Source organism: Rhodobacter capsulatus (genome assembly GCF_003254295.1).
Taxonomy (GTDB): domain Bacteria; phylum Pseudomonadota; class Alphaproteobacteria; order Rhodobacterales; family Rhodobacteraceae; genus Rhodobacter; species Rhodobacter capsulatus.
The window spans coordinates 189,872-216,086 of sequence record NZ_QKZO01000002.1 but is presented as its reverse complement, the minus strand read 5'-3'; the positions used below and the strand labels follow the sequence as shown (position 1 = coordinate 216,086).

21 protein-coding genes are annotated in these 26,215 nt (G+C 68.3%); 10 read left to right on the top strand and 11 right to left on the bottom strand.

Annotation, left to right across the window (positions count from 1 at the left end; translation table 11 throughout):
• Positions 1 to 42: 42 nt before the first annotated feature.
• A complete protein-coding gene (mnmA, locus tag LY44_RS03420; protein WP_055208585.1) occupies positions 43 to 1,182 on the top strand; it encodes a tRNA 2-thiouridine(34) synthase MnmA in 1,140 nt (379 codons plus the stop codon).
• On the opposite strand, the gene LY44_RS03415 is transcribed toward mnmA, so the two are convergent.
• From LY44_RS03415 to LY44_RS03390, 6 genes are all read right to left on the bottom strand, one after another.
• The gene (locus LY44_RS03415) at positions 1,172 to 3,418 is read right to left on the bottom strand and encodes a hybrid sensor histidine kinase/response regulator (RefSeq protein ID WP_055208587.1); all 2,247 of its coding nucleotides are present in this window, start codon (positions 3,416 to 3,418) and stop codon (positions 1,172 to 1,174) included. The two genes, mnmA and LY44_RS03415, sit on opposite strands and share 11 nt — an antisense overlap.
• A complete protein-coding gene (locus LY44_RS03410) occupies positions 3,415 to 4,584 on the bottom strand; it encodes an FIST N-terminal domain-containing protein (RefSeq protein WP_055208959.1) in 1,170 nt (389 codons plus the stop codon). The genes LY44_RS03415 and LY44_RS03410 overlap by 4 nt, the downstream gene beginning before the upstream one ends.
• 46 nt (positions 4,585 to 4,630) lie before the next feature.
• Positions 4,631 to 5,350: a response regulator gene (locus tag LY44_RS03405; protein WP_055208589.1), complete on the bottom strand. Its 720-nt coding sequence runs from the start codon at positions 5,348 to 5,350 to the stop codon at positions 4,631 to 4,633.
• A gap of 156 nt (positions 5,351 to 5,506) precedes the next feature.
• Positions 5,507 to 7,276, bottom strand: a complete 1,770-nt coding sequence (locus LY44_RS03400; protein WP_055208591.1) for a PQQ-dependent methanol/ethanol family dehydrogenase — start codon at positions 7,274 to 7,276, stop codon at positions 5,507 to 5,509.
• A 361-nt stretch (positions 7,277 to 7,637) separates the two neighbouring features.
• Positions 7,638 to 8,024 (bottom strand): c-type cytochrome, encoded by a 387-nt coding sequence (locus LY44_RS03395; RefSeq protein ID WP_055208593.1) that lies wholly within the window; start codon positions 8,022 to 8,024, stop codon positions 7,638 to 7,640.
• Between the two features lie 113 nt (positions 8,025 to 8,137).
• Positions 8,138 to 8,680: a tetratricopeptide repeat protein gene (locus LY44_RS03390; protein ID WP_055208960.1), complete on the bottom strand. Its 543-nt coding sequence runs from the start codon at positions 8,678 to 8,680 to the stop codon at positions 8,138 to 8,140.
• A gap of 114 nt (positions 8,681 to 8,794) precedes the next feature.
• Here LY44_RS03390 and LY44_RS03385 point away from each other — a divergent pair, with 114 nt between their 5' ends.
• The 5 genes from LY44_RS03385 to LY44_RS03365 are packed head-to-tail and all read left to right on the top strand — an operon-like array spanning position 8,795 to position 12,872.
• Complete coding sequence (locus LY44_RS03385; protein WP_055208595.1) at positions 8,795 to 9,964, top strand: ABC transporter substrate-binding protein; 1,170 nt, start codon at positions 8,795 to 8,797, stop codon at positions 9,962 to 9,964.
• A complete protein-coding gene (locus tag LY44_RS03380; protein WP_055208597.1) occupies positions 9,961 to 10,923 on the top strand; it encodes a YVTN family beta-propeller repeat protein in 963 nt (320 codons plus the stop codon). Before LY44_RS03385 ends, LY44_RS03380 begins: the two co-directional genes overlap by 4 nt.
• Positions 10,924 to 10,931: 8 nt before the next feature.
• Positions 10,932 to 11,357, top strand: a complete 426-nt coding sequence (locus LY44_RS03375; protein WP_055208599.1) for a cupredoxin domain-containing protein — start codon at positions 10,932 to 10,934, stop codon at positions 11,355 to 11,357.
• Positions 11,350 to 12,072 carry an ABC transporter ATP-binding protein gene (locus LY44_RS03370; protein WP_055208601.1) on the top strand — a complete coding sequence of 241 codons (723 nt, stop codon included), beginning with the start codon at positions 11,350 to 11,352 and terminating at the stop codon, positions 12,070 to 12,072. The genes LY44_RS03375 and LY44_RS03370 overlap by 8 nt, the downstream gene beginning before the upstream one ends.
• Positions 12,069 to 12,872, top strand: coding sequence for an ABC transporter permease (locus tag LY44_RS03365; RefSeq protein ID WP_055208603.1), 804 nt, complete (start codon positions 12,069 to 12,071; stop codon positions 12,870 to 12,872). Before LY44_RS03370 ends, LY44_RS03365 begins: the two co-directional genes overlap by 4 nt.
• A gap of 223 nt (positions 12,873 to 13,095) precedes the next feature.
• Here LY44_RS03365 and LY44_RS03360 read toward each other — a convergent pair whose 3' ends face one another.
• From LY44_RS03360 to LY44_RS03350, 3 genes are read right to left on the bottom strand one after another with little or no spacing between them, the layout of a single operon-like run.
• A complete protein-coding gene (locus tag LY44_RS03360) occupies positions 13,096 to 13,689 on the bottom strand; it encodes an ATP-binding cassette domain-containing protein (RefSeq protein ID WP_055208605.1) in 594 nt (197 codons plus the stop codon).
• Positions 13,686 to 14,513, bottom strand: a complete 828-nt coding sequence (locus LY44_RS03355; protein WP_317617992.1) for an ABC transporter permease — start codon at positions 14,511 to 14,513, stop codon at positions 13,686 to 13,688. The genes LY44_RS03360 and LY44_RS03355 overlap by 4 nt, the downstream gene beginning before the upstream one ends.
• Positions 14,513 to 15,493, bottom strand: coding sequence for an ABC transporter substrate-binding protein (locus LY44_RS03350; RefSeq protein WP_055208606.1), 981 nt, complete (start codon positions 15,491 to 15,493; stop codon positions 14,513 to 14,515). The genes LY44_RS03355 and LY44_RS03350 overlap by 1 nt, the downstream gene beginning before the upstream one ends.
• A gap of 196 nt (positions 15,494 to 15,689) precedes the next feature.
• Between LY44_RS03350 and pedF the strand changes: the two genes are divergently transcribed.
• Positions 15,690 to 16,373, top strand: coding sequence for a cytochrome c-550 PedF (pedF, locus tag LY44_RS03345; protein WP_055208608.1), 684 nt, complete (start codon positions 15,690 to 15,692; stop codon positions 16,371 to 16,373).
• Positions 16,370 to 17,275, top strand: coding sequence for a substrate-binding periplasmic protein (locus tag LY44_RS03340; RefSeq protein ID WP_055208610.1), 906 nt, complete (start codon positions 16,370 to 16,372; stop codon positions 17,273 to 17,275). Before pedF ends, LY44_RS03340 begins: the two co-directional genes overlap by 4 nt.
• Here the strand turns inward: LY44_RS03340 and LY44_RS03335 are convergent.
• Positions 17,272 to 18,123, bottom strand: coding sequence for an FAD:protein FMN transferase (locus tag LY44_RS03335; protein WP_055208612.1), 852 nt, complete (start codon positions 18,121 to 18,123; stop codon positions 17,272 to 17,274). The genes LY44_RS03340 and LY44_RS03335 overlap by 4 nt on opposite strands.
• On the bottom strand, positions 18,120 to 20,165 hold the full coding sequence (locus LY44_RS03330) for a 4Fe-4S binding protein (RefSeq protein ID WP_055208614.1): 2,046 nt from the start codon (positions 20,163 to 20,165) through the stop codon (positions 18,120 to 18,122). The genes LY44_RS03335 and LY44_RS03330 overlap by 4 nt, the downstream gene beginning before the upstream one ends.
• Positions 20,166 to 20,340: 175 nt before the next feature.
• Between LY44_RS03330 and LY44_RS03325 the strand changes: the two genes are divergently transcribed.
• Both LY44_RS03325 and LY44_RS03320 read left to right on the top strand, forming a co-directional pair.
• Entirely contained in the window at positions 20,341 to 23,769 is a 3,429-nt protein-coding gene (locus LY44_RS03325; protein ID WP_055208616.1) for a transglutaminase family protein, read from the top strand.
• Positions 23,770 to 23,789: 20 nt separating this feature from the next.
• Entirely contained in the window at positions 23,790 to 26,213 is a 2,424-nt protein-coding gene (locus tag LY44_RS03320; RefSeq protein ID WP_055208618.1) for a circularly permuted type 2 ATP-grasp protein, read from the top strand.
• Positions 26,214 to 26,215 lie beyond the last annotated feature (2 nt).

Genomic DNA, 26,215 nt, shown 5'->3' with positions numbered 1-26,215 from the left:
ATTTTCCTATATTCGTGCAGGTCTGGTTAAAGGACTGTTGCGATGCCGAAAGATCTTCCCCTGAATTCGCTGGGCCTGCCCAAGGCGCCCGCCGAGACCCGCGTGGTCGTTGCCATGTCGGGCGGCGTCGACAGCTCGGTCGTGGCCGCGATGCTGAAGGAGGAAGGTTACGATGTCATCGGCGTGACCTTGCAGCTTTACGACCACGGCGCGGCGCTGGCGAAAAAGGGCGCCTGCTGTGCGGGACAGGACATCCACGATGCCCGCCGCGTCGCAGAGGCGATGAGCTTCCCCCACTATGTCCTTGATTACGAAAACACTTTCCGCGAAGCGGTGATCGAGGAATTCGCCGATGCCTATCTGGCCGGGGCGACGCCCGTGCCCTGCATCCGCTGCAACGAACGGGTGAAGTTCAAGGATCTGCTGGAAACCGCCCGCGATCTCGATGCCGATTGCATGGCGACGGGCCACTACATCCAGCGCAAGCTGGGCGCCCAGGGGCCCGAGCTGCACTCGGCCGCCGATCCGATGCGCGATCAGAGCTATTTCCTGTTCTCGACCACGCCCGAGCAGCTCGCCTTCCTGCGATTCCCGCTCGGCCATCTGCCGTCGAAGGCGGAGACCCGCAAGCTGGCAGCCAGATTCGGTCTCGTTGTCGCCGACAAGCCCGACAGCCAGGATATCTGCTTCGTGCCAAACGGAAATTATGCGAGCGTGATCGAGAAGCTGCGCCCCGGCGCCGCCGATCCGGGCGAGATCGTCGATCTTGCGGGCAAAGTGTTGGGTCATCACAAGGGCGTGATCCATTACACCATCGGGCAGCGCCGCGGCCTGGGCATCGGCGGCCTTGGCGATCATCCGCTTTACGTGGTGAAGCTTGATCCCGACACGCGCCGGGTGATCGTCGGCCCGAAGGAGGCGCTTGCCACGCGGCTTTTGCGGGTGGCCGAAATCAACTGGCTGGGCGACGAGCCGTTCGAAAGCCGCCCGGAGCGGGAGGTCTCGGTGAGGATCCGCTCCACCCGGGCGCCGCGGCCGGCGATCTTGCGGCCGCTCTCGGCCACCACCGCCGAGGTCGAGCTGATCGAGCCCGAAGAAGGCGTCAGCCCCGGTCAGGCCTGCGTCTTTTACGAAACCGAAGGCAGCCGGATCTTCGGCGGCGGCTGGATCGTCACAGCGTAGCGGCCGCGCCGCCCGATCCGGCGCCAAAGAGGAATTCTGAAAGCGCCTCGGTCGGGATCGGTTTTTGCAGCACGGCCCCCCCCAGCGCCCGGGCCTCGGCGCCCAGCGCCTCGCTGCGGTCGGCGGTGACGATCAGCGCCGACACCGGCCCCAGCCGCGCCCGCAGGGCCGCCAGACAGTCCAGCCCGCTCATCCCCGCGCCCAGCTGATAGTCGATCAGACAGCGGTCGGGCACCAGCCCGGTCGCCGCGACCAGCGCCAGCGCCTCCTCGCCCGAGGGGACGTCGAACACGCTCACCCCCCATGTCTCCAGCAGCTGCACCATCGCCCGCGACAGCTCCGGGTCGTTCTCGACCAGCAGCACGACCAGCTCCGAAGCTTCGGCATCGCGGGCCAGCGGCACCGCCCGCCCCGGTTCGACGCGCGTGACCGGCCGCGCCGCCTGCGCCAGATCGAGCGAAAAGGTCGCGCCGCAGCCGGAGGCCGAGCGCAGCGAGAGCGGATGGCCCAAAAGCGCCGCCGCCCGTTCGACGATGGCCAGCCCCAGCCCCATCCCCTCGGAGGCCGAGGCATGGGCGTCGATGCGCTGGAATTCGCGAAAGATCAGGTCCTGATGTTCCTCGGCGATGCCTTGGCCCGAATCGCGCACCTCGACCCGCCAGAGCCCGCCGCGTCGGCGTGCCGCCACCAGAACCGAGCCCCGCGCGGTGTAGCGGATCGCATTCGAGATCAGGTTCTGCAGGATCCGGCGCAGATAGGCGCGGTCGGAAAACACCACCGCTTCGGTCGGGCGCACCCGCAGCCGCAAGCCCTTGAGCGCCGCCGCCGGGGCGAATTCATCGGCCAGCTGCCGGAATACCGGCCCGAGCGGCACGGCCGAAGGGTCGATCGCCGCCCGCCCCGATTCGAGCCGCGAGATATCCAGAAGCGCGCCCAGAATCCCCTCGACCGACAACAGCGCGTTCTGCGCCTTCTCCAGCGTCCGCCGGGCCGGTGCGGTCAGCGCGTCATCGCCAAGGCTGGCCAGATAAAGCTTGGCCGCCGAAAGCGGCTGCAACAGGTCATGACTTGCCGCCGCCACGAAGCGCGCCCGCGACGCATTCGCCCGCTCGGCACTGGCCAGCGCATCTTCCAGTTCGCAGGTGCGCTCGGTCACCCGCGCCTCCAGCGTCTCGTTCGCCCGGCTCAACTCGGCAAGCGTCGAGCGGACCTCGGTGATGTCCTCCAGAGACACCACGAAGCCGCCATCGGGCAATTCTTGCGCGAAGATCTCGTAGACCTGCCCGCCGTCGCGGGTGACCTCGATCTGAAAGGTCTCGAGCCTGCGCGCGCGCCGCACCCAATCCGACAATTGCCGCGCCGAATGGCCGCCCGGAAAGATGAACTGGCCCCGCACCTGTTCCAGAAGCGCGTCGAAATGCATCCCCCGCCACAGCCGGTTGCGCGGCAGGGTCAGAAATTCCGCCAGACGCTCGTTCCAGACCAGCAGATGCAGCCGCACGTCAAACAGACAGACGCCGATCTTCAGATGTTCGAGCGTGGGCCGCAGCACCGCGGCCTGATCGTCCAGCCGTCGCCCGCGGGCCTCGCGTTCGCGGCGGATGAAATCGGTCACCTCGGTCTGCAGGATCACCGTGCCGCCCTCGCGGGTGCGATGTTCGGACACCTGCACCCAGCGATCCTCGCCCATCTGCTGGGTCAGGATGAAATGGTGCTGCTGATGCCGCATCAGCCGCATCCGCACCCAGTCGTTCCGCGTCATCCCGTCGGGCATGCCCAGATGGCGGGACCCGGCGGCGATCTCGACATACCGGGTGAAGGTCAGCCCCGGTTTCATCTGCGCGCGGATGTCGGGCAACAGCGCGTTGAAGCGCGAATTGCACATCACCAGCACGTCATTCGCATCGAACAGCGCGAATCCCTCCTGCACCGTCTCGATCGCCGAGGCGAGGTTGAGCCGCGCCGCCTCGGTCTCGCGATGCGCCTCGGCCAGCCGCGCATTCGAGGCATTGAGCAGATCGAGCGCCCGTTCCAGATCGCGGGTGCGGTCGCGGACCTGTTCTTCCAGCATCGCGGCGCGTTCGAACTGCACCCAGGCGGCGCCGCGATCCTTCGGGGTTTCCTCGGCATGGCGGATCAGCGCGCCGACGATGGTCAGAAGCTTCTCGGTCTGCCGCTCGGGCGGATCGCGGGGATCGACCAGCGCCTGCGCCGCCTGCAGGTCCTCGGGGCTCATCGGCGCGCCTCGGGCGGGTAAAAGGCCAGCCCGGTCAGGGTCTGGTTCACATGCATCGCCCCCACCTGCTCGCCATAGGTCGACAGCCCCCAGACCCCGTGCTGCATCAGCAGCTCGGACATTTCGCGGCCCAGCTGGCGCCCCTCGGCCTCAAGGCGGCGAAAGAAACAGTCAAAGGCCAGGATCACCGCAGGACGCCCGCCCGCGCACAGGCCCGCCAGCTCCGCGCGCAGATGCGCCACCATGTCGACCGGCTCGGCCAGCGTCAGCACCAGCCCCTCGTCGATCGCGGCAAAGAAGGTCAGCCCGCCATCGGGCGCCACCTGCTGGATCGAGCGCACATGATGCCGCCCGCCCGCCCGCACCAGAAGCGGATGCGCGGCAAACAGGAACGGCGTCAGCTGCTCGGGCAGCCGCCCCAGCGCACGGGCATATTCCCGCGCCGCCGGTTCGTCGTTGATCCGCTCCACCAGCCTGCGCGAGGGATCGGCGCGCGTCACCACCATCCGCCGCGCCGTCGGGCGCTGATGCGCAAAGCTGAACGGCCGCAATTCCCAGGCCGAGCGGATCAGCGTCAGCACCGCCGCATTCTCGCGCAGCTGGCCGCGGGCAAAGACCGGGGCCGTCCGGAACCGCGCCCCGTCCCCCGCCGAGCCGCCGACGACCGGCACCGCGCCCAAGCCACCCGAAAGCGCCGCCACCAGCGCATCCTCCTGCCCCGAAAGCCCGTCGATCAGCAGCACCGCCGCCTCGTGGGGCCAGTCCGGCGCGCGCCGCCCCAAAGCCTGCCGCGCCCGCAGGGCCTCGGCAATCAGCGTCCGCGGATCCAGCGCATCCAGCCGCTCGATCACCAGCTGCTCGACCTCGAACCCGGCGGCGGGCAGGGCAAAGGCGACGATCTGGCCGCTGTCATAGCCGCGCCCGGTGATCTCGCCCGAGGTGGAACAGCCGCAGACCCGCGCCGCGCCGAAGACTGCGGGGGCCGCGGCGGCCAGCGCCGCCAGATCGGCCTCGGGGCTGGCAAACAGGAAGACCTGCGCGAAAGGCCCGGGGCCGAGCGCCCGCGCCAGACGCGGCAAGGGATCGGGCAGATCGGCAGAGACCGCCGCGCGCGCGGGCACGGCGGCGGCCGGCCCCCGCCAAAGCCCGCTGTCGGGGTGATCCATCGCAGCCTCCTCCTGCCGCTTTGGCATTTCAACTTCCGCGCGCATCCTAGGGCTTGCGCCAGCCTTCCGGCAAGGGCGCATTGATCTGCGCCTCGCGCGCCAAAAGCACGGCCTGGGTGCGCGAATAGACGCCCAGCTTGCGCATGATCGCCGTCACATGCGCCTTGACCGTGGTTTCGGCGATCGACAGGTCATAGGCGATCTGCTTGTTCATCTTGCCCGCGCAGATCTGTTCGAGGATGTTCGCCTGCTGCCGCGTCAGCAGGCTGAGGCGGCGAATGGCCTCGTCCTGCGGGCTCATGCCGTCGCCGGTGGCAAGGCTGTCGCCGGTCGATTCCGGCACGAAGATTTCGCCGCGCGCGATGGCGGCAAAGGCGGCGCGGAACAATTCCCGGCGCGAATGTTTCGGCACGAAGCCCGCCGCCCCCGCCGAGATCGCGGCGCGGATCACCCGCGGATCGTCGATCGAGGACACCACCACGATCGGCATGTCTGGCGCCGCCTGGCGCAGCCGCATCAGCCCGTCCAGCCCGTTCACATCGGGCAGGTTCAGATCCAGCACCAGCACGTCGGCCGGTGCCCCCTCGGCGGTCTCGACCCGGATCAGCGCGGTTTCCAGACTGTCGGCGCTGGCGATCTCCTCGATCCCGGCCACCGCCTGCAGCGTCATCGCCAGCGCGTCACAAAACAGCGGGTGGTCATCGACGATCAGCGCCGAGCGGAAATCGGTGCGCGGGCTGGCGGCGGCGGCGGGTTCCGGGGTCATCGGGCCTGTCCTGTCTCTCTCCGCCCCCTGGGCGATAAGTGTCTCTCCACCCTAACAATCATAGCGCCGCCCCCGTATTGTCCAATGGTCGCATTGGCCCGGCGCAGGCAAAAGGCGCCCAGGGTCCCCCGGACGCCCGCTGCCGTGATGGCGCCCTCAGTTGACCGAGGCGAGCTGTTTCGGCAGCCGGAAGGTCCAGACCGTGCCGCCCTGGTTCAGATAATTGACGCGCTTGGCCACCTCGCCGCCCCAAAGCGGCACCGCGCCGCCCCAGCCCGAGATGATCGAGACATATTGCTCGCCGTCCTGTTCCCAGGTGATCGGCTGGCCGACGATGCCCGAGCCGGTCTGGAACGACCACAGCTTTTCGCCGGTCTCGGCGTCCAGCGCCAGGAACTCGCCCTCGGGGTTGCCGGTGAAGACCAGCTTGCCCGCGGTGGTCATCACGCCGCCCCACAGCGGCGCGTCATTCTTGTATTCCCATTTCACCGCGCCCGTATTCGGGTCGATCGCCTTGAGCGAGCCGATGTAATCCTCGAACAAGGGCTTGATCGTGAAGCCCGCGCCCAAGTAAGCCGCGCCCTTCTTGTAGGTGATCGGCTCGTTCCAGATGTCCATCCCCCATTCGTTCGAGGGGACGTAGAAGAGCCCCGTGGTCTGGCTGTAGGCCATCGGCATCCAGTTCTTGCCGCCCAGGAAGCTCGGCACGGCAAAGATCTGCTGGCCCTTGCCGCCCTCGGCCGCGGCATCGGGGGCGCCGGGGCGGTTGTCCTCGTTGTAGATCGGCCGGCCATCCGGACCGATGCCCTTGGCCCAGGTGATGTTCTTCACGAAGGGCCAGGCGTTGACGAATTTGCCGTCCGCGCGGTTGAGCACATAAAAGAAGCCGTTGCGGTCGGCGGTGGCAAAGCGCTTGTTGCCGTCCTTGTCGACGAAGCCCACGACCTCGTTCACGCCGTCGAAATCCCAGCCCTCGCGCGGGGTGGTCTGGAAGTGCCACTTGATCTCGCCCGTCGCCGGGTCGATCCCCACGCGCGAGGCGGCGTAAAGGTTGTCGCCCTTGTTGCCCTCGACCGGCTTGCCCGCGTTGCGCAGATGGCTGTTCCAGGGCGCGGGGTTGCCCGCGCCGAAGATCAGCGTGTCGGTCTCGGCATCATAGCTGCCGCCAAGCCAGGTTGCCCCGCCGCCGGTCTTCCACAGATCGCCCGGCCAGGTCGCGTTCAGCGTGCCCGTCATCGTCGAGGGCTTGCCGTTCAGCGTGCCGATATGCCCCTCGATCATCGGCCGGGTCCAGACGAGTTCGCCGGTTTCGGCATTGCGCGCCTGCACCTCGCCGACGATGCCGAATTCGCCGCCCGAATTGCCGGTGATGACGAGCCCGTTCACGATCAGGGGCGCGGCGGTATAGCTGTAGCCTTCCTTGTAATCGGCAATCTTCTTGTTCCACTTGACGTCGCCGGTCTTGCGATCCAGCGCGACGATGCGGGCGTCGAGCGTGCCGAAATAGACGTTGTCGCCATAGATCGCGGCGCCGCGGTTGATCACGTCGCAGCAGGGCAGGATGCCCTCGGGCAGGCGGGCGTCGTATTGCCAGAGCTCCTTGCCGCTGTGGATGTCGATCGCGTAAAGCCGCGAATAGGACCCGGTGATGTACATGACGCCGTCATAGACGATCGGCTGGCTTTCCTGGCCGCGCTGCTTCTCGCCGCCCAGGCTGAAGGCCCAGGCGGGCATCAGGTTCTTGACGTTGTCGCGGTTGAGCGTAGCAAGCGGGCTGAACCGCTGCAGATCGCGCCCCATGCCGTTCGTCACCACGTCGCCCGCGGTCTGCTGGTCGTTGCGCAGATCCTCCTCGGTCACGCCGCCCGCCTGCGCGGTGCCGAAACATGTCAGGGCCACCACCGCGGCCAGAACGAAACGGTTCATCTGTCTTATTCCTCCCTGTTGTCCGATCACGCCCCGCACAGGTCTGATCACGGCTTCGCGAAGTATCGGCGGGGGCGGCAGCGGCGGGTATTGTCCATTGGTCTTACGACCCCTGCAGAGCGGCCTGTTTCGGGCGGAGAAGGAAAGGCATCGCCTTTCCCCGCCCGTTTCGACCGGGGGGGGGGCGGAGAACCGCATCGGCGAGGCACAGCAGAGGCCGACGCCCGTCCCGGCGGGCGAGAAGCGCCCGCCATGGGCGGGGCGGGCGCTGGCCGAGAGCCTTTGGGCCCCCGGCGGTCGCGGGGCGGATGATGCGCAGGGCCTCGGCGATGGCCTCGGCCAGATCCGCGCCGCCCGCCCCTCAGGGCTTCAGACTGGCCAGATATTCGACGATGAAATCCTGCACCGTCGGATCGGTGATGCCGACATGGCGCATCTTCGTGCCGGGAACAAGCTGGTCATTCGCCTCGATCCAGGCGCGGATCGCGCCCTTGGTCCAGACGAAGCCCGCCGCCTGCAACGCCTTCGAATAGGGATAGCCGGGGAACGACCCGGCGCGGCGCCCGACGACGCCTTCCAGCAACGGGCCATAGCTCGCCTTGTCGGCCTCGACCGAATGGCAGCGGTGGCAGTTGGCGTCAAAGAACTGCCGCCCGGCGTCGATCTTGATGCGCTCGGTCGGGTCCGCCTGCGCGCCAGAGGCAAGGGCCGCGGCCAGCACGGCGGCAAGGATGAAACGTTTTCTCATGGCCAATTCTCCTGATCATTCGGCGCCAGTCTATTCCGCTTGCCGCAGCCTCGGTTGATCCGCATCAAACGCGCCATTGGACTTTGGTCGCAGGGCACGGCGAAACCGGCGCCTCAGCCCTGCGGCAGGTACCGCGCCTCGTCGGCATCGGGGGTGACTTCGCGCCAGTCGTAGCCCGCGCGCTGCAGCCGTTGCGCATCGCCCAGACCCGCCGCGGCGGCCCGATCGACGAACTGCCGCCCCGCCGCCGGGTCGCGCGCAACGCCGCGCCCGCGCAAAAGATCCAGACCGCGGTTGAACAACCCGACCGGATCGCCCGCCGCGGCGGCCTGCCGGTTCCACTCGGCCGCCGCCGCCGGGTCTTCGGGGCCGCCCAGCCCGTTGTCGTCGAGCTGACTCATCCAGGTCATCGCCCCGGTCCAGCCACGTTCGGCGCAAAGGCCAAAGACCGCGCGCGCCGCGCTATGATCGCCCGATTTCGTCAGGAAATACCCGCTCGCGCAATGGGTCATCGAGGTCTCGCCCCGCCCGACATCGCGCAACACCCGCTCAAGGCTCATCTCGGGCGGGTTCAGATCGCCCTGCCCCGCCTCCTCGCCCCGAACCGGCGCAGCCAGCGCCAGCATCAGCCCGGCGCACAGAAGCATCTTTCGCATCATCACCTCCGGGCTTTTGCGCAGGCTAGCACGCGGCCCGATGCGCCCGCCTTAGACCTTGGTCGTATTGCGCCCGCGCGCCGGGGCGGGAAGCCTGAGACCCGGGGGGAAACCATGAAAAACCTTGTCCTATCCGCAGCCTTGATGCTGGCCTGCACGCCGCTTGCTGCCGAGACGGTCCGGCTGGACTGGCTGGAACGGCAGCTGACGCCGCCGCCGGTGCTGTCGAACCTGACCGGCGATCCGGCCGATCTGGGCCTTGCAGGGGCGCGGCTCAGCCTGGCCGATATCGCGACGACGGGAAAATTCCTCAAGATCGACTGGGCGTTGCACGAAACTGTTGTAGCCCCCGAGGAGGACTTTCTGGCCGCCGCGAAACGCGTTCTGGCCACGGGCGCCCGGGTGCTGATCGTGCGCGCGCCAGCCGCCGATCTGCTCGCGCTCGCCGATCTGCCAGAGGCCGCGGGGGCGCTGATCTTCAACACCGGCGCCCCCGAGCCGCGGCTGCGCAACGAGGACTGCCGGGCGAATGTGCTGCACACGCTGCCCTCGACCGCGATGCGCACCGATGCGCTGGCGCAGCAATTGCGGGCGAAACGCTGGCAAAGCCTTGCGCTGATCACCGGCCCGCAGCCCGAGGACCGCGCCTTTGCCGCGGCGCTGAAAACCAGCCTGGCGAAATTCGGCCTGACGCTTGCGGGCGAAAAGGACTGGCCGCTCACTGCCGACATGCGCCGGTCCGGCGCGGCCGAGGTGCCGCTCTTCACGCAAGATCTGCCCGAACATGACCTGCTGCTTGTGGCCGACGAACGCGGCGATTTCGCCCGCTACATCCCCTTCAACACCTGGTTGCCGCGCCCCGTCGCGGGCTCCGAGGGGCTGAGTGCGAAAGGCTGGACCGAGGTGGTCGAAGACTACGGCGCAGCACAGCTGCAAGTGCGCTTTCGCCAGACCGCAAGCCGCCCGATGCAGGACGCGGATTTCTCGGCCTGGGCCGCCATCGCCGCGATTTCGGATGCGCGCACCCGCACAGGGACCGCCGATCCCGCGGACCTGCGCAGCTTCCTGCTTTCGGACAAGGCGCGGATCGCCGCCTTCCTCGGCCAGCCGGTCAGCTTCCGCCCCTGGGACGGGCAGATGCGCCAGCCGATGCCGCTGGTGACCGAGCGCGCCGTGGTGGCGATGGCCCCGCTGGAAGGCTTCCTGCACCAGACGAACGAACTTGACACGCTGGGCACCGACCGCCCCGAAACCCTGTGCAAAGCCTTCGGAGCCAATCTATGATCCGCGCCCTTTTGCTGACCACCTTGCTCGCCACGCCCGCGATGGCCGATGAAATCTGGGTGACGAACGAATCCGACGACACGGTGAGCGTGATCGACGTGGCGACGCTGGCCGTCAAGGCCACCTACCCCACCGGCGAACGCCCGCGCGGCATCACCTTTTCGCGCGATTTCAAGCGGCTTTACATCTGCGCCTCGGACAGCGACGCGGTGCAGGTGATGGACCCGGACACCGGGGCGATCCTGCATGACCTGCCCTCGGGCGAGGACCCCGAGCAATTCGTGCTCGCCCCCGATGACCGGCTTTTGTACATCGCGAACGAGGATGACGCGATCACCACCGTCGTCGACACGCAAAGCCGCTCTGTGGTGGCGCAGATCGATGTCGGCGTCGAGCCCGAGGGGATGGGGATTTCCCCCGACGGCAAGCTGCAGGTGACGACCTCGGAAACCACCAACATGGCGCATTGGATCGACACGGCGACGCATCGGATCGTCGCGAACACGCTGGTCGACAGCCGCCCGCGGCACGCCGAATTTTCTCCCGATGGCGCGGAACTTTGGGTCAGTTCCGAAATCGGCGGCACGGTGACGGTGTTCGATGCCGCAACACAGACCGAGAAGGGCAAGATTTCCTTTGAAATTCCGGGCGTGCGGGCGGAAAAGCTGCAACCCGTGGGGATGAGGTTCTCGCCCGATGCCGCCCGGGTTTTCGTGGCGCTCGGCCCCGCCAACCATCTGGCCGTGGTCGATGCCAAGACCCTGCAGGTCGAGCGCTACATCATGGTCGGCCGCCGCGTCTGGCACATGGCGCTTTCGCCCGATCAGACCCGGCTTTTCACCACGAACGGGGTTTCAGGCGATGTGACGGTGATCGACCTCGCCACGCTAGAGCCCCTTGCCACGATCAAGGTCGGCCGCTTCCCCTGGGGGGCCGCCGCCCGCCCCACCCCGCAATAGGAGTTCCCATGCGCCTTTTCCCGCTGCTGCTCGCCCTTGCCTTGGCCACCCCGGCCTTGGCCGAAGATGATGACGCCCCCGCAGGCCTTCTGGCGGGGCCGAACAAACAGACCCTGCCCGAGGTGATGCTTTCGGTCGGCGAGCCCTTGGGCGGGCCCTGGGCGCTGAAATCGGGCCGCTATTACGAGGTCGAGATCACCGCCGACGGCTCGGGCGAGATCGGGCTTTCGGGCGGCGATTTCTTCCGCGCGATCTGGGTCGACGAGGTGGTGATCGAGGGGCTGGAAATCCGCCCGATGGGGCTGCATTCGATCGAATTCGATCAGGCGGGCACGATGGAAATCGGCTTCGTCGCGGTGAAGCCCGGGTCTTATGTGCTTGAAATCCCGGGGGCAAAAGGGTCCGATCAGCGTCTGGCGATCACCATTGACTGAGCCCGCCCTTGCCGTCGCGGGGCTGAGCCATCGCTGGGGCGCGAAGACCGCGCTTGACGCCGTCAGCTTCACCCTGCCCGCGGGGCGCTTTTGCGCGCTTCTGGGCCCGAACGGGGCGGGCAAATCAACCTTGATGGCGGTCTTGACCGGGCTGATCCGGCCGCGCCCCGGCGTGGTGAGCGTCGCGGGGGTGGACATGGGCCGCGCCCCGCGCGCGGCGTTGGCCGGGATCGGGGTGGTGTTCCAGCAGCCCACGCAGGATCTGGACCGGACGGTGGCGGCGAACCTGCGCTATTTCGCGGCGCTGCAGGGGCTGACGCGCCCCGAGACCGAGGCCCGGATCGAGGAAGCCCTGACCCGGCTTGGCATGGCGGAACGGGCGGGGGAAAAAGTCGGCAGGCTCAATGGCGGGCACCGGCGGCGGATGGAGATTGCCCGCGCGCTGATCCACCGGCCGCGGCTTTTGCTGCTCGACGAGCCGACGGTGGGGCTGGATGCGCCCGCCCGCGCCGCGATCACCGCGCATGTGCATGATCTGGCCGCAACCGGCATCAGCGTGGTTTGGGCGACGCATCTGGTCGATGAATTGCGCGACAGCGACGACATGGTGCTGTTGCATCGCGGCCGCGTCGCCGCCGCGGGCGCGGTCGGCGGCTTGCGGGGCGCCACACCCCTGCCCGACTGGTTTCTGGCCCGGACCGGAGCCGTAGCATGAGGGCCGCCACTACCAGAGCCCTGCGCGCCGCAGGCGCCATCATGGCGCGCGAACTGGCCCGGTTCCTGAGCCAGCGAGAACGCTTTCTGGCGGCGCTGGTGCGCCCGCTGGTGTGGCTTTTCGTCTTTGCCGCGGGCTTTCGCGCCGCTTTGGGGATGTCGATCATTCCGCCCTATCGCACCTATATCACCTATGAAACCTATATCGCGCCGGGGCTGTGCGGGATGATCCTGCTGTTTTCCGCCATGCAAAGCGCGCTTTCGCTGGTCAATGACCGCGAAAGCGGCACGATGCGGCTGATGCTGACGGCGCCCTGGCCGCGCTGGTTCCTTCTGGGCACGAAGCTGCTGGCGGGGGCGCTGGTCGGGCTGGTGCAGGTGGCGGTCTTTCTGGGCGTGGGCTGGGCTTATGGCATCCATCTGCCGCCGCTCGGCTATCTGGCCGCCGTGCCCGCGCTGCTTCTTTCGGGGCTGATGCTGGGGTCGCTTGGCCTGCTTCTGTCCGCCCGGGTCCGGCAGCTGGAAAATTTCGCCGGGGTGATGAATTTCGTGATCTTCCCGATGTTCTTCCTGTCCTCGGCGCTTTACCCGATCTGGAAGATGCAGGAGGCCTCGCCCGCGCTGGCCTGGATCTGCCGTCTCAACCCCTTCACCCATGCGGTCGAGCTGATCCGGTTTTCGCTTTATCTGCAAGGCAATGCGCTGTCGCTGGCGGTGACGGCGGGGGCGACGGCGGTGTTCTTCGCGCTGGCGCTTTGGGGCTATGAACCGGCGCGGACACGGCGGCCGAAGGGGGAGTAGGCCCGGATCGGGCGGATCAGGAAAGGCATCGCCTTTCCCCGCCCGCCAGCGCCACGCCCGCGACAAGACCGCTTCCGCAAGCAATGTCAGAGGGCAGCGCCCGGCCCGGCGGGCGAGAAGCGCCCGCCATGGGCGGGGCGGGCGCTGCCCGAGGGCCTTTGGGCCCTGGGCGGTCTTGGGGCATCTGTTCCGCAGGGCCAAGGCGATGGCCTTGGCCAGATCGTCACCCCTCGCTCAGCCGCGCCGGACGGCCCGAGAGCCGCGCGCGGCGCGTGGCCAGCCGGTCCAACTCCAGCGCCGCATGCGAGGCCAGCACCACCGCCGGGCGCGTCTCGGCGATCAGATCCGCCGTCAGCTCGAGCAGTTCCTCGACCCGGCCCGCATCAAGCGACACGAAAGGCTCGTCCAGAATGAGCAGCTCGGGCCGCGCCGCAAAGGCCCGCGCCAGCCCCACCCGGCGCGCCTGACCCAGCGACAGCTGCCCCGGCCAATGCGCGCCATAGCCCGCCAGACCGACGCGGGAAAGCCAGGCCTCGGCGGTTGCCGCATCGACCCCGGTCGGCAGGATGATATTGTCCACCACCCGCCGCCAGGGCATCAGATTGGGCTCCTGAAACACCATCGCGCGGCGGCTTGGCCCCTGCAACGTGCCGCGAAACCGCGTGTCCACCCCGGCCAGGATGCGCAGCAGCGTCGATTTGCCAGAGCCGGAGGGCCCGGCAATCCCCAGCACCTCGCCCGGCTCGACCCGCAGGCGCAGCGCGCCCAGAATGACCGTCGCGCCAAAGCGCTTTTCCGTCAGATCAAGCGCGATCATTCCCGTCTCCAGCGGTTCGCCCGCCCCGAAAGCGGCGCCAGGATCAGCCATTCGACGGCCAGCATCACGCAGACGAAAGCCGCCGCCCAGGCGAGCACCCCGGCAATGTCGAACATCTGGAAATTCAGATGGATGCGAAAGCCGATCCCGTTCGAGCGGCCCAGAAATTCGACCACCAGCACGACCTTCCAGATCAGCGAAAGCCCCGCCCGCGCCGCGGCGATCAGATGCGGCATCAGCTGCGGGATCAGGATATGGCGGTGCCGCGCGACAAATCCCATGCCGAAGACACGGGCCATTTCCGACAGCGCCGGGTCCCGCGCCCGCACGCCCTCGCGCAGGATCACCGCCACCAGCGGCACCTTGTTCAAGGCGACGGCGGTGATCGCCGCGGTCTCGTTCAGCCCGATCCAGAGGTAACACAGCACGATCAGCACCAGCGCCGGGATGTTGTTCCAGATCGTCAGCCAGGGGTCGAACCAGTCGTTCACCCGCCGCGACAGGCCCAGCACGATGCCCAGCACCGTCCCCGCCAGCATCGCCAGAGCGAAGGACGCCCCCACCCGCGCCAGCGTCGCGCCCAGATCGGGCAGCATCCGCCCCGAGACCAGCCCCTCGGCCAGCTGCGGCAGCACCTGCTGCGGCCCGGGCGCATGGGACGGATCGCCCAGCACCGCCGCGATCGCCGCCCAAAGCAGCAGCGCCGCCAGGATCGAAACCGCCGTGCGCCCGACCGCGCGCCATTCCCGCCCGCCCGGCATGGCAGAAGGGGCGATGATCGCCCCCCCCGCGACGGGTTGCGGCTTGCGCGCCATGCTGACCATCAGTTCGCCAGGAATGTGCCCGGGGGCAGATCCCGGACCGGGCCCAGAAGCTCCTCGCCGCCGATCCCGGCCATCAGCTTCAGCATCTTGTCGGCCGCGGCCGCATCGACCGGCGCATCGGTCGGGATGCCCGCCCGATAGCCCGCCACCAGCGCCAGATATTGCGCATCGGATGTCGCATTCATGATCGCGCGCAGCCGGGCAAAGGCCGCGTCATCGCTGGCCAGAAGCGCCTTGGCCGCCTTTGAAGCCGCGCGCAGACCGGCCACCGCGGCGGGCTTGTCCTGCGCGAGCTGCTCCGAGAAGACATAGCCCAGAAGCGGCGTTTCCGGGTCCAGCCCCAGCGCCGTCGCCGCGTCCGCGGTCGAGACCAGCGTCTCCATCCCCCGCGCCTGCATCTTGGCGCCGAAATGCCAGAAGTTGATCGCCGCATCGACCTCGCCCGAAAGCGCGGCCTCCATGATCAAGGGCGGCGCGCCGAAGACCTGCTCGGTCTCCTTCGCCAGATCCATGCCGTATTTCTGGCGCGCATAGGCGCGCAGGATCAGCCAGCTCTTGTCCAGCGGCCCGCCCGCGATGCCGATCTTTTTCCCTTTCAGATCCGTCAGATCGACGATCCCCGCTTGCGGCCTGACCAAAAGCCCGCCGACCGCGCGCGAATAGGGGATGAAGGTGAAATCCCTGCCCGCGGCGCGCATCCGCGCGACCCAGAACCAGTCGGTCACGATCGCCTCGGCCGCGCCCCCCTGCAACGCCACCTCGGCCGCGGGGTTGCCCGCGACGGCCAGCACCTGCAGCCGGAACCCGTTCGCGGTGTCCAGACCGTAATGCCGGATCGTGTCGAGTTCCCAGCTCACCGTGCCGCCTTCCAGCGCCGCCACGGTCAGCACCGGCAGATCCTGCGCCCGCGCGGGGGCGGCCCCGGCCAGCATCGCCGCAAGGCCCGAGGCCAGCGCGGCCCGGCGCGTCATTCTGATCATCGTCTCCTCCCTCATTCGGTGCGCAAAGGCTAACCGCGCCCCCCCGGCCTTCCTATTAGACCAATGGCCAATACGCCCCCGACCGCGGCTGGGGCAGGATCGCGGCAGACCCCGCCCCCCCCGACCAAGGTCGAATGGCCGCGGACAGGCCCGCGCCGTTACCACCTTGGCAGCACCGATCGTTAGGGAGAGAGAGATGCTCGACGTCCGCAACCGCCGTTTCCTTGCGGCCCTGCTGCTGGCCGGTCTTCCGGGGCCGCTTCTGGCGCATGGCGATGTGGCGCCGCAGCCGGTGAACACCGATGCCCTGCCCGAGGTGGGCGAGGAATGGCTGACCGAAAACCCCTATCGCGCCGACACGGCGGGCGAGGAGGTCTGGAAGGCGGCGGTGAAGATCGGCGATTCCGGCTTCAACCAGAATTGCGCGCGCTGCCATGGGCTGGGCGCGGTTTCGGGGGGGCTGGCGCCGGATCTGCGCTTTCTCGAGGCCGAGGAATATGGCGATGAATGGTTCGCCGAGCGGTTCCAGCACGGCTACACCCAGGACGGCACGACGAAGATGCCCGCCTTTGGCCCGGTGCTGGGGCAAAAGGCGGGCTGGGCGATCCGCACCTATATCGAGACCCGGCCCGAGGACGGGGCGCTTGACAGCCACACTGACCGGCTGCGGGCGATCGTCGCCGATCTGGAGGCGGGCACGGCGGATGGCGTGGCGGTCAAGGAAGAGCTGCAACAGATCAATTCCGGGGTGAAGACCTTTTCCGGGGCGCCGGTGGCCGACAGCACGGTCAGCCGCGCCGCCGAGGTGCTGAGCGCGGACAAGGCCAGTTTCAAGCACGCGGCCGAGTTGCTGACGCTGGGCCTGTCGGCGGCGAAATGACCCTGTCGGCGCGGATCTGGACCCTGGTTTTGCTCTGCGGGCTTGCCGCTCTGGCGCCGCTGGCTGCGCTGGCCGCCTGCGAGGGGCTGCCCCCCGAACAGAAGCTGCAAAACAGCCCCGCGCAGGACATCGGCCGCAGCCTGGACCGCATCCGCGAGGACGGCTGGATCGAGGTGGCGCTGTATGAGAACTACAAGCCCTGGTCCTGGGCGGAGGGCGGTCGGCCGCAGGGCATCGATGTCGAGATCGCCCGGCTGATCGCCGCCGATCTGGGGGTGGTGGCGCGGATCCGGCTGGTGCAACCGGGCGAGACGCTCGATGCCGATCTGCTGAACTATGTCTATCGCGGCGCGGCGGTGGGCGGGCATGTCTCTGATCTCATGGGCCATGTGCCCTATGACGTCGATTACGCGTGCCGCTTCGATCAGGTCGTCTTCACCGGCCAATATGCGACCGAGCGGCTGGCGATCGCCTATGACAAGGCCAGCTATCCGGACAAAGCGCCGGTGCCTGCGGTGTTTCGCTACGATCCGGTGGGGGTCGAGAATGACTCGCTTTCGGATTTCTTCCTGACCTCGCTGGCGCATGGGGCGGCGGCGGACAAGGTGCATCGCTACAGAACCACGGGCGCGGCGATGGCGGGGCTTGCGGCACATCAGGTCAGCGCGGCGATGGGGCCGCGCGCCGAGCTTGAGGCCCATCTTGCCCCCGGCATCGGGGTGCACACGCCGCCGCTGCTGGGGCTCGCACGGCCCAGCTGGACGCTGGGGCTGGCGCTGTCCTTTCAGCATCGCGACCTTGGCTATGCGGTCGACGATGCGATCGCCGCGGCGCTGGCCGATGGCCGGATCGCGCAGATCTTCGCCGATCACAGGATCAGCTTCGAGGCGCCGGCGCGTTAGACCAGCGTCTCGAAATTGCCCTGAAAATCCACCGCCGTCACCGCGCGCAGCCGCAGCCTTTGCGCCGCCGCGATGATCTCGTCGCGCTGCATCAGCACGAAGGCCGTCGAGGCGGCATCGCAGAGCGTGGCACTGGCGCCCGCCACCGTCACCGTCGAGAAGCGCGGAATTTGTCCATGCGGGCCAAGGATATGGCTGCCGCCCGGAAAGGCCATCGCGGCGGGCGAGGATGTCGCCATCGCCCCGTCCGTCAGCATCCGCGTTGCCACCAGCCCGGCTTCGGGGTCTGCGATGCCCAGCCGGAACGGCCCGCCCAGGGCGCGATACTCGCCCATGTCGATCAGACAGTCGCCCAGTCCCGCCCGGGCACAGATCCCGGCCACCGCATCGGCGCCATGGCCCTGCGCGATGCCGTTCAGCGTCAGCGCCTGCCCGCGCGCAAGCACGATGTCCCGCCCGATCTGCACCCGATGCAGGCCGATTGCCGCGCGCGGCAACAGCGGATCGCGGCCCTCGGCCAGCGCAAGCCAAAGCGGCTGCACCGTCGGATCGAACGCCCCGCGCGTCAGGTCATGCACGCGCCGGGCCACCGCCAGCACGGACCGCATCCGGTCCGAGCCCGAAGCGCGGCCGGTCGCATTCAGCCGGGTCAATTCGCTGTCGGCGTAAAGCGAAAACGTCGCCTCGATCGCGGCGATCTCGGCGTGGATCTCGGCCAGCGGCAGGGCGCCGGGCGCGGTGATCCGCAGATCGGCGCCAAAGGCCCGGCCCGTCCAGGTCTCGGCCCGCGCGCCTTGGGCGATCAGCGCCGCCCCCGCCACGATCTGCAGAAACCGCCGCCGCTTCATGCCCGAGCCTTTCGTTTCGCCGCGAGCACCAGGGGCACGCAGCGGCTTTTGTCGTCATGGATCGCAACGCAGTCAAGACACTGGAAACACTCTGAATAGCGGATCTCGCCGGTGCGCTTGATCGCGCCATAGGCGCAGCGCACGCGGCACAGCTGGCAGGGTTTGCCGCAGTCCGCACGCCGCGGGATGAAGGCGCGCAGCCGCATCAGCCCCCCAAGCCGCATCACCGCGCCCAAGGGGCAGAGCGAGCGGCAAAAGCCCTTGAACCAGACCATCGACACCGCGATCCAGCCAATCGCCCAGATCAGATAGGGCCAGTTGCGGTCGAAATGCATCGTGATCGCGGTCTTGAAGGGCTCGATTTCCGCCGCCGCTTCCGCATGTTGGGGGGCAAGGAAGGCCACAGCGATAAGTCCAGTTGCAGCAATCGGACCAGTCCAGAGCAGCGCCCGGGCGAGGCTTGCGGGCGGCTCGATCTGCGGCAGGCGCAACAGCCGCCCGGCGTGATGGGCGAATTCCTGCACCGCGCCAAAGGGGCAAAGCCAGCCGCAAAAGAACCCCCGCCCCCAGAGCAGAAAGCCGATCCCCGCCGCCGCCCAGACCGCCAGCCCGAAAGGATCATAAAGCAGCACGTCAAGCCCGCCCGCAACCAGCCCGCGCGCGACGGCCATCACCGTGACGATGGAAAGCTGCCCCTGTCCCCAGAAGCCGACAAAGCCGATGACGACGGACAGGATGCCCAGCCGCACCGGGGTGAAGGCGCGCAGCCCCGCCAGCCGCGATTGCGCAAAAAGCGCCACCATCAACAGCGCCAGAAACCCGCCCAGCGCCCAAAGATCGGCGGCGCGATGGCGCAGCGCCACGTGAAAGGGGCTGAGCCGGTCGGGCGCGGCGGGACGCAGGAAAAACCGCTCGGGCGTCTGCAGCGTGAGCGGAAAATGCGCCGAGCCGACCTCGGCCTGAAACATCCCGTGTTCGCGCACGGCCTGCAGCCGCAGCTCCCACGGCCGGGTCGGATCGAAGCCCAGACGGCGGTCGAGCCGCACCACCATCTTCGTCGCCTCGCTCAACTCGGGCGGCAGAGCGGCGGCCAGTTCGGGCAGGATGTCGGCATCGCGCAAGACCAGCGGCAGGCCGTCCTGCACCGCCGTCAGCCGGTCGGGCGCGGTGTTGCGCACGAAGGCGTCGGAGACCAGCCCATGCTGCCCCGCCTCGATCAGCAGGATCAATTCGTCATCGGGGGCGCGGGCGGTGAAGCGGGCGATCTCGGCCAAAGTCTCGGGGGCCAGCACCGCCCGGGCCAGCGCGGGCGGGCCAAGGTCGATCGCGTAAAGGTCGATGAAAGGCGCGTCAGGGTCGGTGCCCGCGCCGTCCTGCGCCCATTTCGTGCCCGCAAAGGCCGCGTCAAGCTGCGCCCCGGTCACCTGCAACCGGCCAACAAGCCCCTGATCCAGAAGATCTTTCCACGACAGGGCCTCGTCATGCGCAAGATCTGGCCTTGGCGCGGGGCCTGCCGCCACGCCCTGCATCTTGTCGCGCGCGACCGCCAGCGTCGCCGCCAGGATCGAGTCATGCGCGATCCGCACCGAGGCCGTCGCCTTCGTCACCCCATCAAGATAGACATTGTCCGAGGCCGTGCCCCCCGCGCCATAGGGCGTGCCGACGACCAGCGGCTCGGTGATCGCATGGCCGCGATATTGTTCCAGAAAAGCCCGGAACGGCGCCTCGCCCAGACCCGACACGAAGATCGGCTCGTTTTGCCGCAGCAGCCGCACGTCGATGAACCGCCCCTCGCGGTCAAGCAGGACAAGCAGGTCGACGGGCGCGCCGGAAAACCCGGGCAAGGGCGCCAGGGGTTCGGTTTCAAAGACAAATCCCGCCTCGCCCCCGCCCGAATTCAAAAGCGTCCAGACGCCCTTGTCATTCACCGGCTCCCCCAGTTCATAGGGCGCCAGGATCAGCGCGGAAAGCGCATCGCGCGTCAGCACCTCCGCGCAAAGCGGGGTCGCGAAGGCCAGCCAAAGAAGCAGGAACCGGATCATGTCGCAACTGTGCTTGAGCCGGGACAGGCTGCCTATTCGACCTTGGTGCAAGACGCGCGGCGCCCAATTTTCAGGCAGTTGCCCGGAAAACGCCGCCCGCCCCGCGGCCGGGGCCGGTTTCCCATGGCATCCTCCGCCCGGCTTCCTACAGTCGGGGCAACACGGGGGGAAGACCATGGCGATCCACGCATCCATCCATCACCTGACGCATTATGTCTACGACCGGCCGGTGACGTTGGGGCCGCAGATCATCCGGCTGCGCCCCGCCCCACACTCTCGCACGCGGGTGATTTCGCACAGCCTCAAGGTTTCGCCCGGCGACCATTTCGTGAACCACCAGCAGGACCCCTATGGCAACTGGCTGGCCCGCTTCGTCTTTCCCGAGCCGGTGACCGAGTTCAAGATCGAGGTCGATCTGGTCGCCGACATGACGGTCTACAACCCGTTCGATTTCTTTTTGGAAGAAACCGCCGAGACCTGGCCCTTTGACTATCCCGAAGACCTGCGCGACGATCTCTCGATCTACCGCACGCCCGAGCCCGAGGGGCCGCGGCTGGCGCGGTTCATCGGCACGGTGGATTTCACCCAGACCCGCACCGTCGATTTTCTGGTGGCGCTGAACGCCCGTATCGCGCGGGAAATCCGCTACACGATCCGGATGGAGCCCGGGGTGCAGACGCCCGACGAGACGCTGGGGCTGGCCTCCGGCTCGTGCCGCGACAGCTCGTGGCTGCTGGTGCAGGTGGCTCGCCATCTGGGCTTTGCCGCCCGCTTCGTCTCGGGCTATCTGATCCAGCTTGCCCCCGATGTGAAGGCGCTCGATGGTCCTTCGGGGACCGAGGTCGATTTCACCGATCTGCACGCCTGGGTCGAGGTTTTCCTGCCCGGCGCGGGCTGGGTGGGGCTTGATCCGACCTCGGGGCTTTTGGCGGGGGAAAGCCATATCCCCTTGGCCGCGACGCCGCATTACCGCAATGCCGCGCCGATCGCCGGGGGCTTCACCGCCGCAGGCACGCCCGAGACGCGCTTTGCCTTTGACATGACGGTCAAGCGGGTGGCGGAACATCCGCGCATCACCAAGCCCTTTTCCGACGCCGCCTGGGAGCGGCTGAATGCGCTGGGCCACCGGGTCGATGACGCCTTGCGGGCGGGCGATGTGCGGCTGACCATGGGGGGGGAGCCGACCTTTGTTTCGGTCGATGATTTCGAGACGCCGGAATGGAACACCGAGGCCGTCGGGCCGCAAAAGCGCGCCTTGGCCGATGATCTGATCCGCCGCTTGCAGGCCCGCTTCGCGCCGGGGGGCTTTCTGCATTACGGGCAGGGCAAGTGGTATCCGGGCGAGAGCCTGCCGCGCTGGACCTTTTCGCTGTACTGGCGCCAGGACGGCGCGCCGGTCTGGAAAAACCCCGATCTGATCGCGCGGGAAAATGCCGCCACGGGGGTCGGCCCCGCCGAGGCCGGGCGCTTCATGGAAAGCTTTGCCACGCACCTGGGCCTTGACCCGATCTTTGCCCAGCCCGCCTATGAGGACCCGGGCGAATGGATCCTGAAAGAGGCGAACCTGCCGCCGAATGTCAGCCCGGAAAACCCGAAGCTGAAGAACCCCGAGGACCGCGCCCGTTATGCCCGCGTCTTCAACCGCGGCCTGACTGAGCCCTCGGGCTTCGTACTGCCGATCCAGCCCTGGCAGGGCCGGGCCGAGGGGCGGCGCTGGCGCTCGGAACTGTGGAAGCCGCGGCGGGGGCATCTGTTCCTGGTGCCCGGCGACAGCCCGGTGGGGTTCCGCCTGCCGCTCGGCGCGCTGCCCCATGTGCCCCCCGAATCCTATCCCTATTCCTATCCCGCCGATCCGACCGTCGAGGTCGGGCCGCTGCCGGATTTCAGCGCCGCCATTGCGGAACGGCGCGCGAAGATCCAGGCCGAGAGCGACCGGCTTGCCGCCGAGGAAGCCCGTGAACAGGCGGCCTTCCTGCCTGCGGTCAGCCCCGAGCATCAGCAGAAATCGACCCGGACCGAGAGCGATCCGACCGAGCGGGGGGCGCTTTTGGCACAGGGCGCCGATCCGGCCACGGGCGCGGTGCGCACGGCGATTGCGATCGAGCCGCGCGACGGGCGGCTCTGTCTCTTCATGCCGCCCTGCGACACGCTGGAAGATTACCTTGACCTGATCGCCAGCGCCGAGGCGACGGCGGCCGAGCTGAACCTGCCCATCCATATCGAGGGCTATGCGCCGCCGCAGGATCCACGGCTCAACGTGATCCGCGTCGCCCCCGATCCCGGCGTGATCGAGGTGAACATCCACCCCGCGCACAGCTGGGAGGATTGCGTCGCCACGACCGAGGCGATCTATGCCGAGGCCCGGCTCTCGCGTCTTGGCGCCGACAAGTTCATGATCGACGGCCGCCACACCGGCACCGGCGGCGGCAACCATGTCGTCGTCGGCGGCGCGACGCCGAATGACAGCCCGTTCCTGCGCCGCCCCGATCTTCTGAAATCGCTGATCCTGATCTGGCAGCGCCACCCCTGCCTGTCTTACCTCTTCTCGGGACTGTTCATCGGGCCGACCTCTCAGGCGCCGCGGATCGACGAGGCGCGGCATGACACTTTGTATGAGCTGGAAATCGCGCTCGCCCAGATCGGTGATCCGGTCCATGGCGGCAACCTGCCGCCGCCCTGGCTGGTGGACCGGCTGCTGCGCAACATGCTGATCGATGTCACCGGCAACACCCATCGCGCCGAGATCTGCATCGACAAGCTCTATTCCCCCGATGGCCCCACCGGCCGTCTGGGTCTGGTCGAATTCCGCGGCTTCGAGATGCCGCCGCATCCGCGCATGTCCTTGGCGCAGCAATTGCTGATCCGGGCGCTGATCGCGCGCTGCTGGAACGCGCCCGTCACCGGCCGCCCCGTCCGCTGGGGCACGGTGCTGCATGATCGCTTCATGCTGCCGCATTACCTTTGGGAAGATCTGCTCGCCCTGCTCTCCGATCTGCGCGCGCATGGCTTTGACTTCGACCCGGTCTGGTTCGAGGCGCAATCGGAATTCCGCTTCCCCTTCTGCGGCCAGATCGAGGCCGAAGGGGTGCATCTGGAACTGCGCCAGGCGCTGGAACCCTGGCATGTGCTGGGCGAGACCGGGGCGATCGGCGGCACGGTGCGCTATACCGACAGCTCGGTCGAGCGGTTGCAGGTGAAGCTGACCTCGCTGCATCAGGACCGTTATACGGTGATGTGCAACCGCAGACCCGTCCCGATGACGCGCACGGGCACCGCGGGGACCTCGGTCGCAGGCGTCCGCTTCAAGGCCTGGCAACCGCCCGCGGCGCTGCATCCGACGCTGCCGGTGAACACGCCCTTGGTCTTCGACATCTACGACCGCTGGTCGGGCCGGGCTTTGGCGGGCTGCACCTATCACGTCGCCCATCCGGGCGGGCGCAGCTACGACACCTTCCCCATCAACGCCAACGAGGCCGAGGCGCGCAGGCTGGCGCGCTTCGAGCCGCATGGCCACAGCCCCGGCGCCTATGCCCCCGCCCCCGAGACGCCGCACCCGGAATTTCCGCTGACCCTTGACCTGCGCCGTCCCATCGGGCTTGAGTGAGGCTCAAGCCCCGGTGCCCCATGACCCAGACGCCCCCGCCCCACCCCGCGCATGACCTTTTCGCCAATTACCGGCTCTCGCCCGGGGTGGCGGATGAATTGTTCGACGCGCGGGGGCAGATGCGCCCGGTCTGGAAGCGCTTTGTCGAGCGCTTCGCCCGGCTGAGCCCGGCCGAGATCACCGCCCGGTTCGAACGCGCCGATCAATATCTGCGCGATGCAGGCGTCTTCTTCCGGCAATATTCGAACGATCCGCTGGCGGAACGGGAATGGCCGCTTTCGCATGTTCCGGTGATCCTGCATGAAACGGAATGGGAGACGATCTGCGCCGGGCTGCGGCAGCGCGCGGATCTGCTGGAAGCCGTCATGGCCGATCTTTACGGCCCCGGGCGGCTGGTGAGCGAGGGCCATCTGCCCGCGGAACTGATCGCCGGATCACGGCAATGGCTGCGCCCGATGGTCGGCATTGCCCCGCGCGGCGGCCATTTCCTGCATGTGCTGGCCTTTGAAATCGGCCGCGCCCCGGATGGGCGCTGGTTCGTGCTGGGCGACCGCACACAGGCGCCCTCGGGGGCGGGCTTTGCGCTGGAAAACCGCATGGCGACCGGGCGGATCTTTCCCGAACGCTTCCCGCGCGCCCATATCCACCGGCTGGCCGGGTTCTTCGGCACCTTCCGCGCCGCGCTGGAGCGGCTGGCGCAGGCGCCGGGCGGGCGCGAACGCGCCGCGGCGATCCTGACGCCCGGCCCCTCGAACGACACCTATTACGAACACACCTATATCGCCCGCTATCTGGGCCTGATGCTGCTCGAGGGCGAGGATCTGCTGGTGCAGGACGGCCAGGCGATGGTCCGCACGATCGAGGGGCCGCAGCCGCTTGGCGTGCTGTGGCGGCGCATCGACGCGGCCTTTGCCGATCCGGTGGAACTGGACGCCACGAGCCAGATCGGCACCCCGGGTCTGGTCGAGGCAATCCGCGCGGGCAATCTGGCGCTGGTGAATGCGCTTGGCTCGGGCGTGATGGAGATGCGGGCGATGATGGCCTTTCTGCCGCGCATCTGCGAGGTGCTGCGCGGCCAGCCGCTGAAGATCCCCAATATCGCCACCTGGTGGTGCGGCGGCGCCGAGGAACGCGCCTTCGTGCGCGACCATGCCGAGCGGATGATGATCGGCTCGGCCTATGCCTGCGATCTGCCCTTCGATCTGGGCGCGGCGACGGCGCTGGGCGGCACCCTGCGCGGCACGGCCCGGGCGTCGATTTCCGACTGGCTGGAGGCCGAGGGGCAGATGCTGGTCGGACAGGAGGCGGTGACGCTGTCCACCACCCCCGCCTGGGTCGAAAGCGGCACCGGCGCGAACCGGATCGAGCCGCGGCCGATGACGGTGCGGGTCTTTGCCGCCCGCGATGCGACCGGCAACTGGACCTTCATGAAGGGCGGCTATGCCCGCATCGGGCGATCTGGCGACACGACCGCGCTGGCGATGCAGCGCGGCGGGGCGGTGGCCGATGTCTGGGTCGTCGCCGACCGCCCGGTGCGGCAAGACAGCCTTTTGCCGCGGCCGGAAAAGGGCGTGCGCCGGGCCAGTCCCGGCATCCTGCCCGCGCGCTCGGCCGACAATCTGTACTGGCTGGGCCGCTATGTCGAACGCACCGAGGACGCGATCCGGCTCATTCGCGCCTATCACCTGCGCCTGGCCGCCACCGACAATGCCGAGGACGCGCGGCTGCGGCTTTTGCGCGGCTTCCTTGCGGGCTATGGCATCACCACGACCCAGCCGGTGCCCGGCGCGCTGATCGACCGGATCGAGGCCGCCCGCGGTTGCGCCGCCAAGGTCCGCGACCGGTTTTCGACCGACGGCTGGGCGGCGCTGGCGGACCTTGCCCGCACGGCAAGGTCGATGAGCCAGACCGCGAAACCGGGCGACGATGCCGCCCGCGCGATGTCGGTGCTGCTGCGCAAGATCACCGGCTTTTCCGGCCTCGTGCATGAAAACATGTATCGGTTTTCCGGCTGGACCTTTCTGTCCTTTGGCCGCGCGCTGGAACGCACCGATGCGCTGGCGGCGGTTCTGGCCACTTTCGCCGATGCCAAGGCGCCCTCGGGCTGTCTGGATATCGCGATCGAGGTGGCCGACAGCGTGATCACGCATCAGCGCCGCTACCGCATGGAACGCTCGCGCGAGACGGTGGTGGATCTGCTGGCGCTGGACGGCGACAACCCGCGCTCGATCCTGTTTCAGATCGCGCGGATGCGGGCCTTGGCCGCCGATCTGCCGCATGCGCGCGACAACGGGCGGCTGGCGGCGCTTTCGCGGGCGATCGTGCCGATCGAAAGCCTGCTCTCGGTCGCCGCACCCGAAGACATCACCACGCACCGGCTGTTCACGCTGCGCGCCGAGGTGGCGGAAATTTCGAACCTGGTGACGCAAAGCTATCTGGGGTAGGT

Bases quoted from the DNA above. Each gene is read 5' to 3' on its own strand.
- LY44_RS03410 (WP_055208959.1), bottom strand. From the start codon at position 4,584: ATGGATCACCCCGACAGCGGGCTTTGGCGGGGGCCGGCCGCCGCCGTG.
- LY44_RS03375 (WP_055208599.1), top strand. From the start codon at position 10,932: ATGCGCCTTTTCCCGCTGCTGCTCGCCCTTGCCTTGGCCACCCCGGCC.
- LY44_RS03325 (WP_055208616.1), top strand. From the start codon at position 20,341: ATGGCGATCCACGCATCCATCCATCACCTGACGCATTATGTCTACGAC.
- LY44_RS03395 (WP_055208593.1), bottom strand. From the start codon at position 8,024: ATGAGAAAACGTTTCATCCTTGCCGCCGTGCTGGCCGCGGCCCTTGCC.
- LY44_RS03360 (WP_055208605.1), bottom strand. From the start codon at position 13,689: ATGATCGCGCTTGATCTGACGGAAAAGCGCTTTGGCGCGACGGTCATT.
- LY44_RS03330 (WP_055208614.1), bottom strand. From the start codon at position 20,165: ATGATCCGGTTCCTGCTTCTTTGGCTGGCCTTCGCGACCCCGCTTTGC.
- LY44_RS03340 (WP_055208610.1), top strand. From the start codon at position 16,370: ATGACCCTGTCGGCGCGGATCTGGACCCTGGTTTTGCTCTGCGGGCTT.
- mnmA (WP_055208585.1), top strand. From the start codon at position 43: ATGCCGAAAGATCTTCCCCTGAATTCGCTGGGCCTGCCCAAGGCGCCC.
- LY44_RS03335 (WP_055208612.1), bottom strand. From the start codon at position 18,123: ATGAAGCGGCGGCGGTTTCTGCAGATCGTGGCGGGGGCGGCGCTGATC.
- LY44_RS03405 (WP_055208589.1), bottom strand. From the start codon at position 5,350: ATGACCCCGGAACCCGCCGCCGCCGCCAGCCCGCGCACCGATTTCCGC.
- LY44_RS03365 (WP_055208603.1), top strand. From the start codon at position 12,069: ATGAGGGCCGCCACTACCAGAGCCCTGCGCGCCGCAGGCGCCATCATG.
- LY44_RS03390 (WP_055208960.1), bottom strand. From the start codon at position 8,680: ATGCGAAAGATGCTTCTGTGCGCCGGGCTGATGCTGGCGCTGGCTGCG.
- LY44_RS03380 (WP_055208597.1), top strand. From the start codon at position 9,961: ATGATCCGCGCCCTTTTGCTGACCACCTTGCTCGCCACGCCCGCGATG.
- pedF (WP_055208608.1), top strand. From the start codon at position 15,690: ATGCTCGACGTCCGCAACCGCCGTTTCCTTGCGGCCCTGCTGCTGGCC.
- LY44_RS03385 (WP_055208595.1), top strand. From the start codon at position 8,795: ATGAAAAACCTTGTCCTATCCGCAGCCTTGATGCTGGCCTGCACGCCG.
- LY44_RS03320 (WP_055208618.1), top strand. From the start codon at position 23,790: ATGACCCAGACGCCCCCGCCCCACCCCGCGCATGACCTTTTCGCCAAT.
- LY44_RS03415 (WP_055208587.1), bottom strand. From the start codon at position 3,418: ATGAGCCCCGAGGACCTGCAGGCGGCGCAGGCGCTGGTCGATCCCCGC.
- LY44_RS03355 (WP_317617992.1), bottom strand. From the start codon at position 14,513: ATGGTCAGCATGGCGCGCAAGCCGCAACCCGTCGCGGGGGGGGCGATC.
- LY44_RS03400 (WP_055208591.1), bottom strand. From the start codon at position 7,276: ATGAACCGTTTCGTTCTGGCCGCGGTGGTGGCCCTGACATGTTTCGGC.
- LY44_RS03350 (WP_055208606.1), bottom strand. From the start codon at position 15,493: ATGATCAGAATGACGCGCCGGGCCGCGCTGGCCTCGGGCCTTGCGGCG.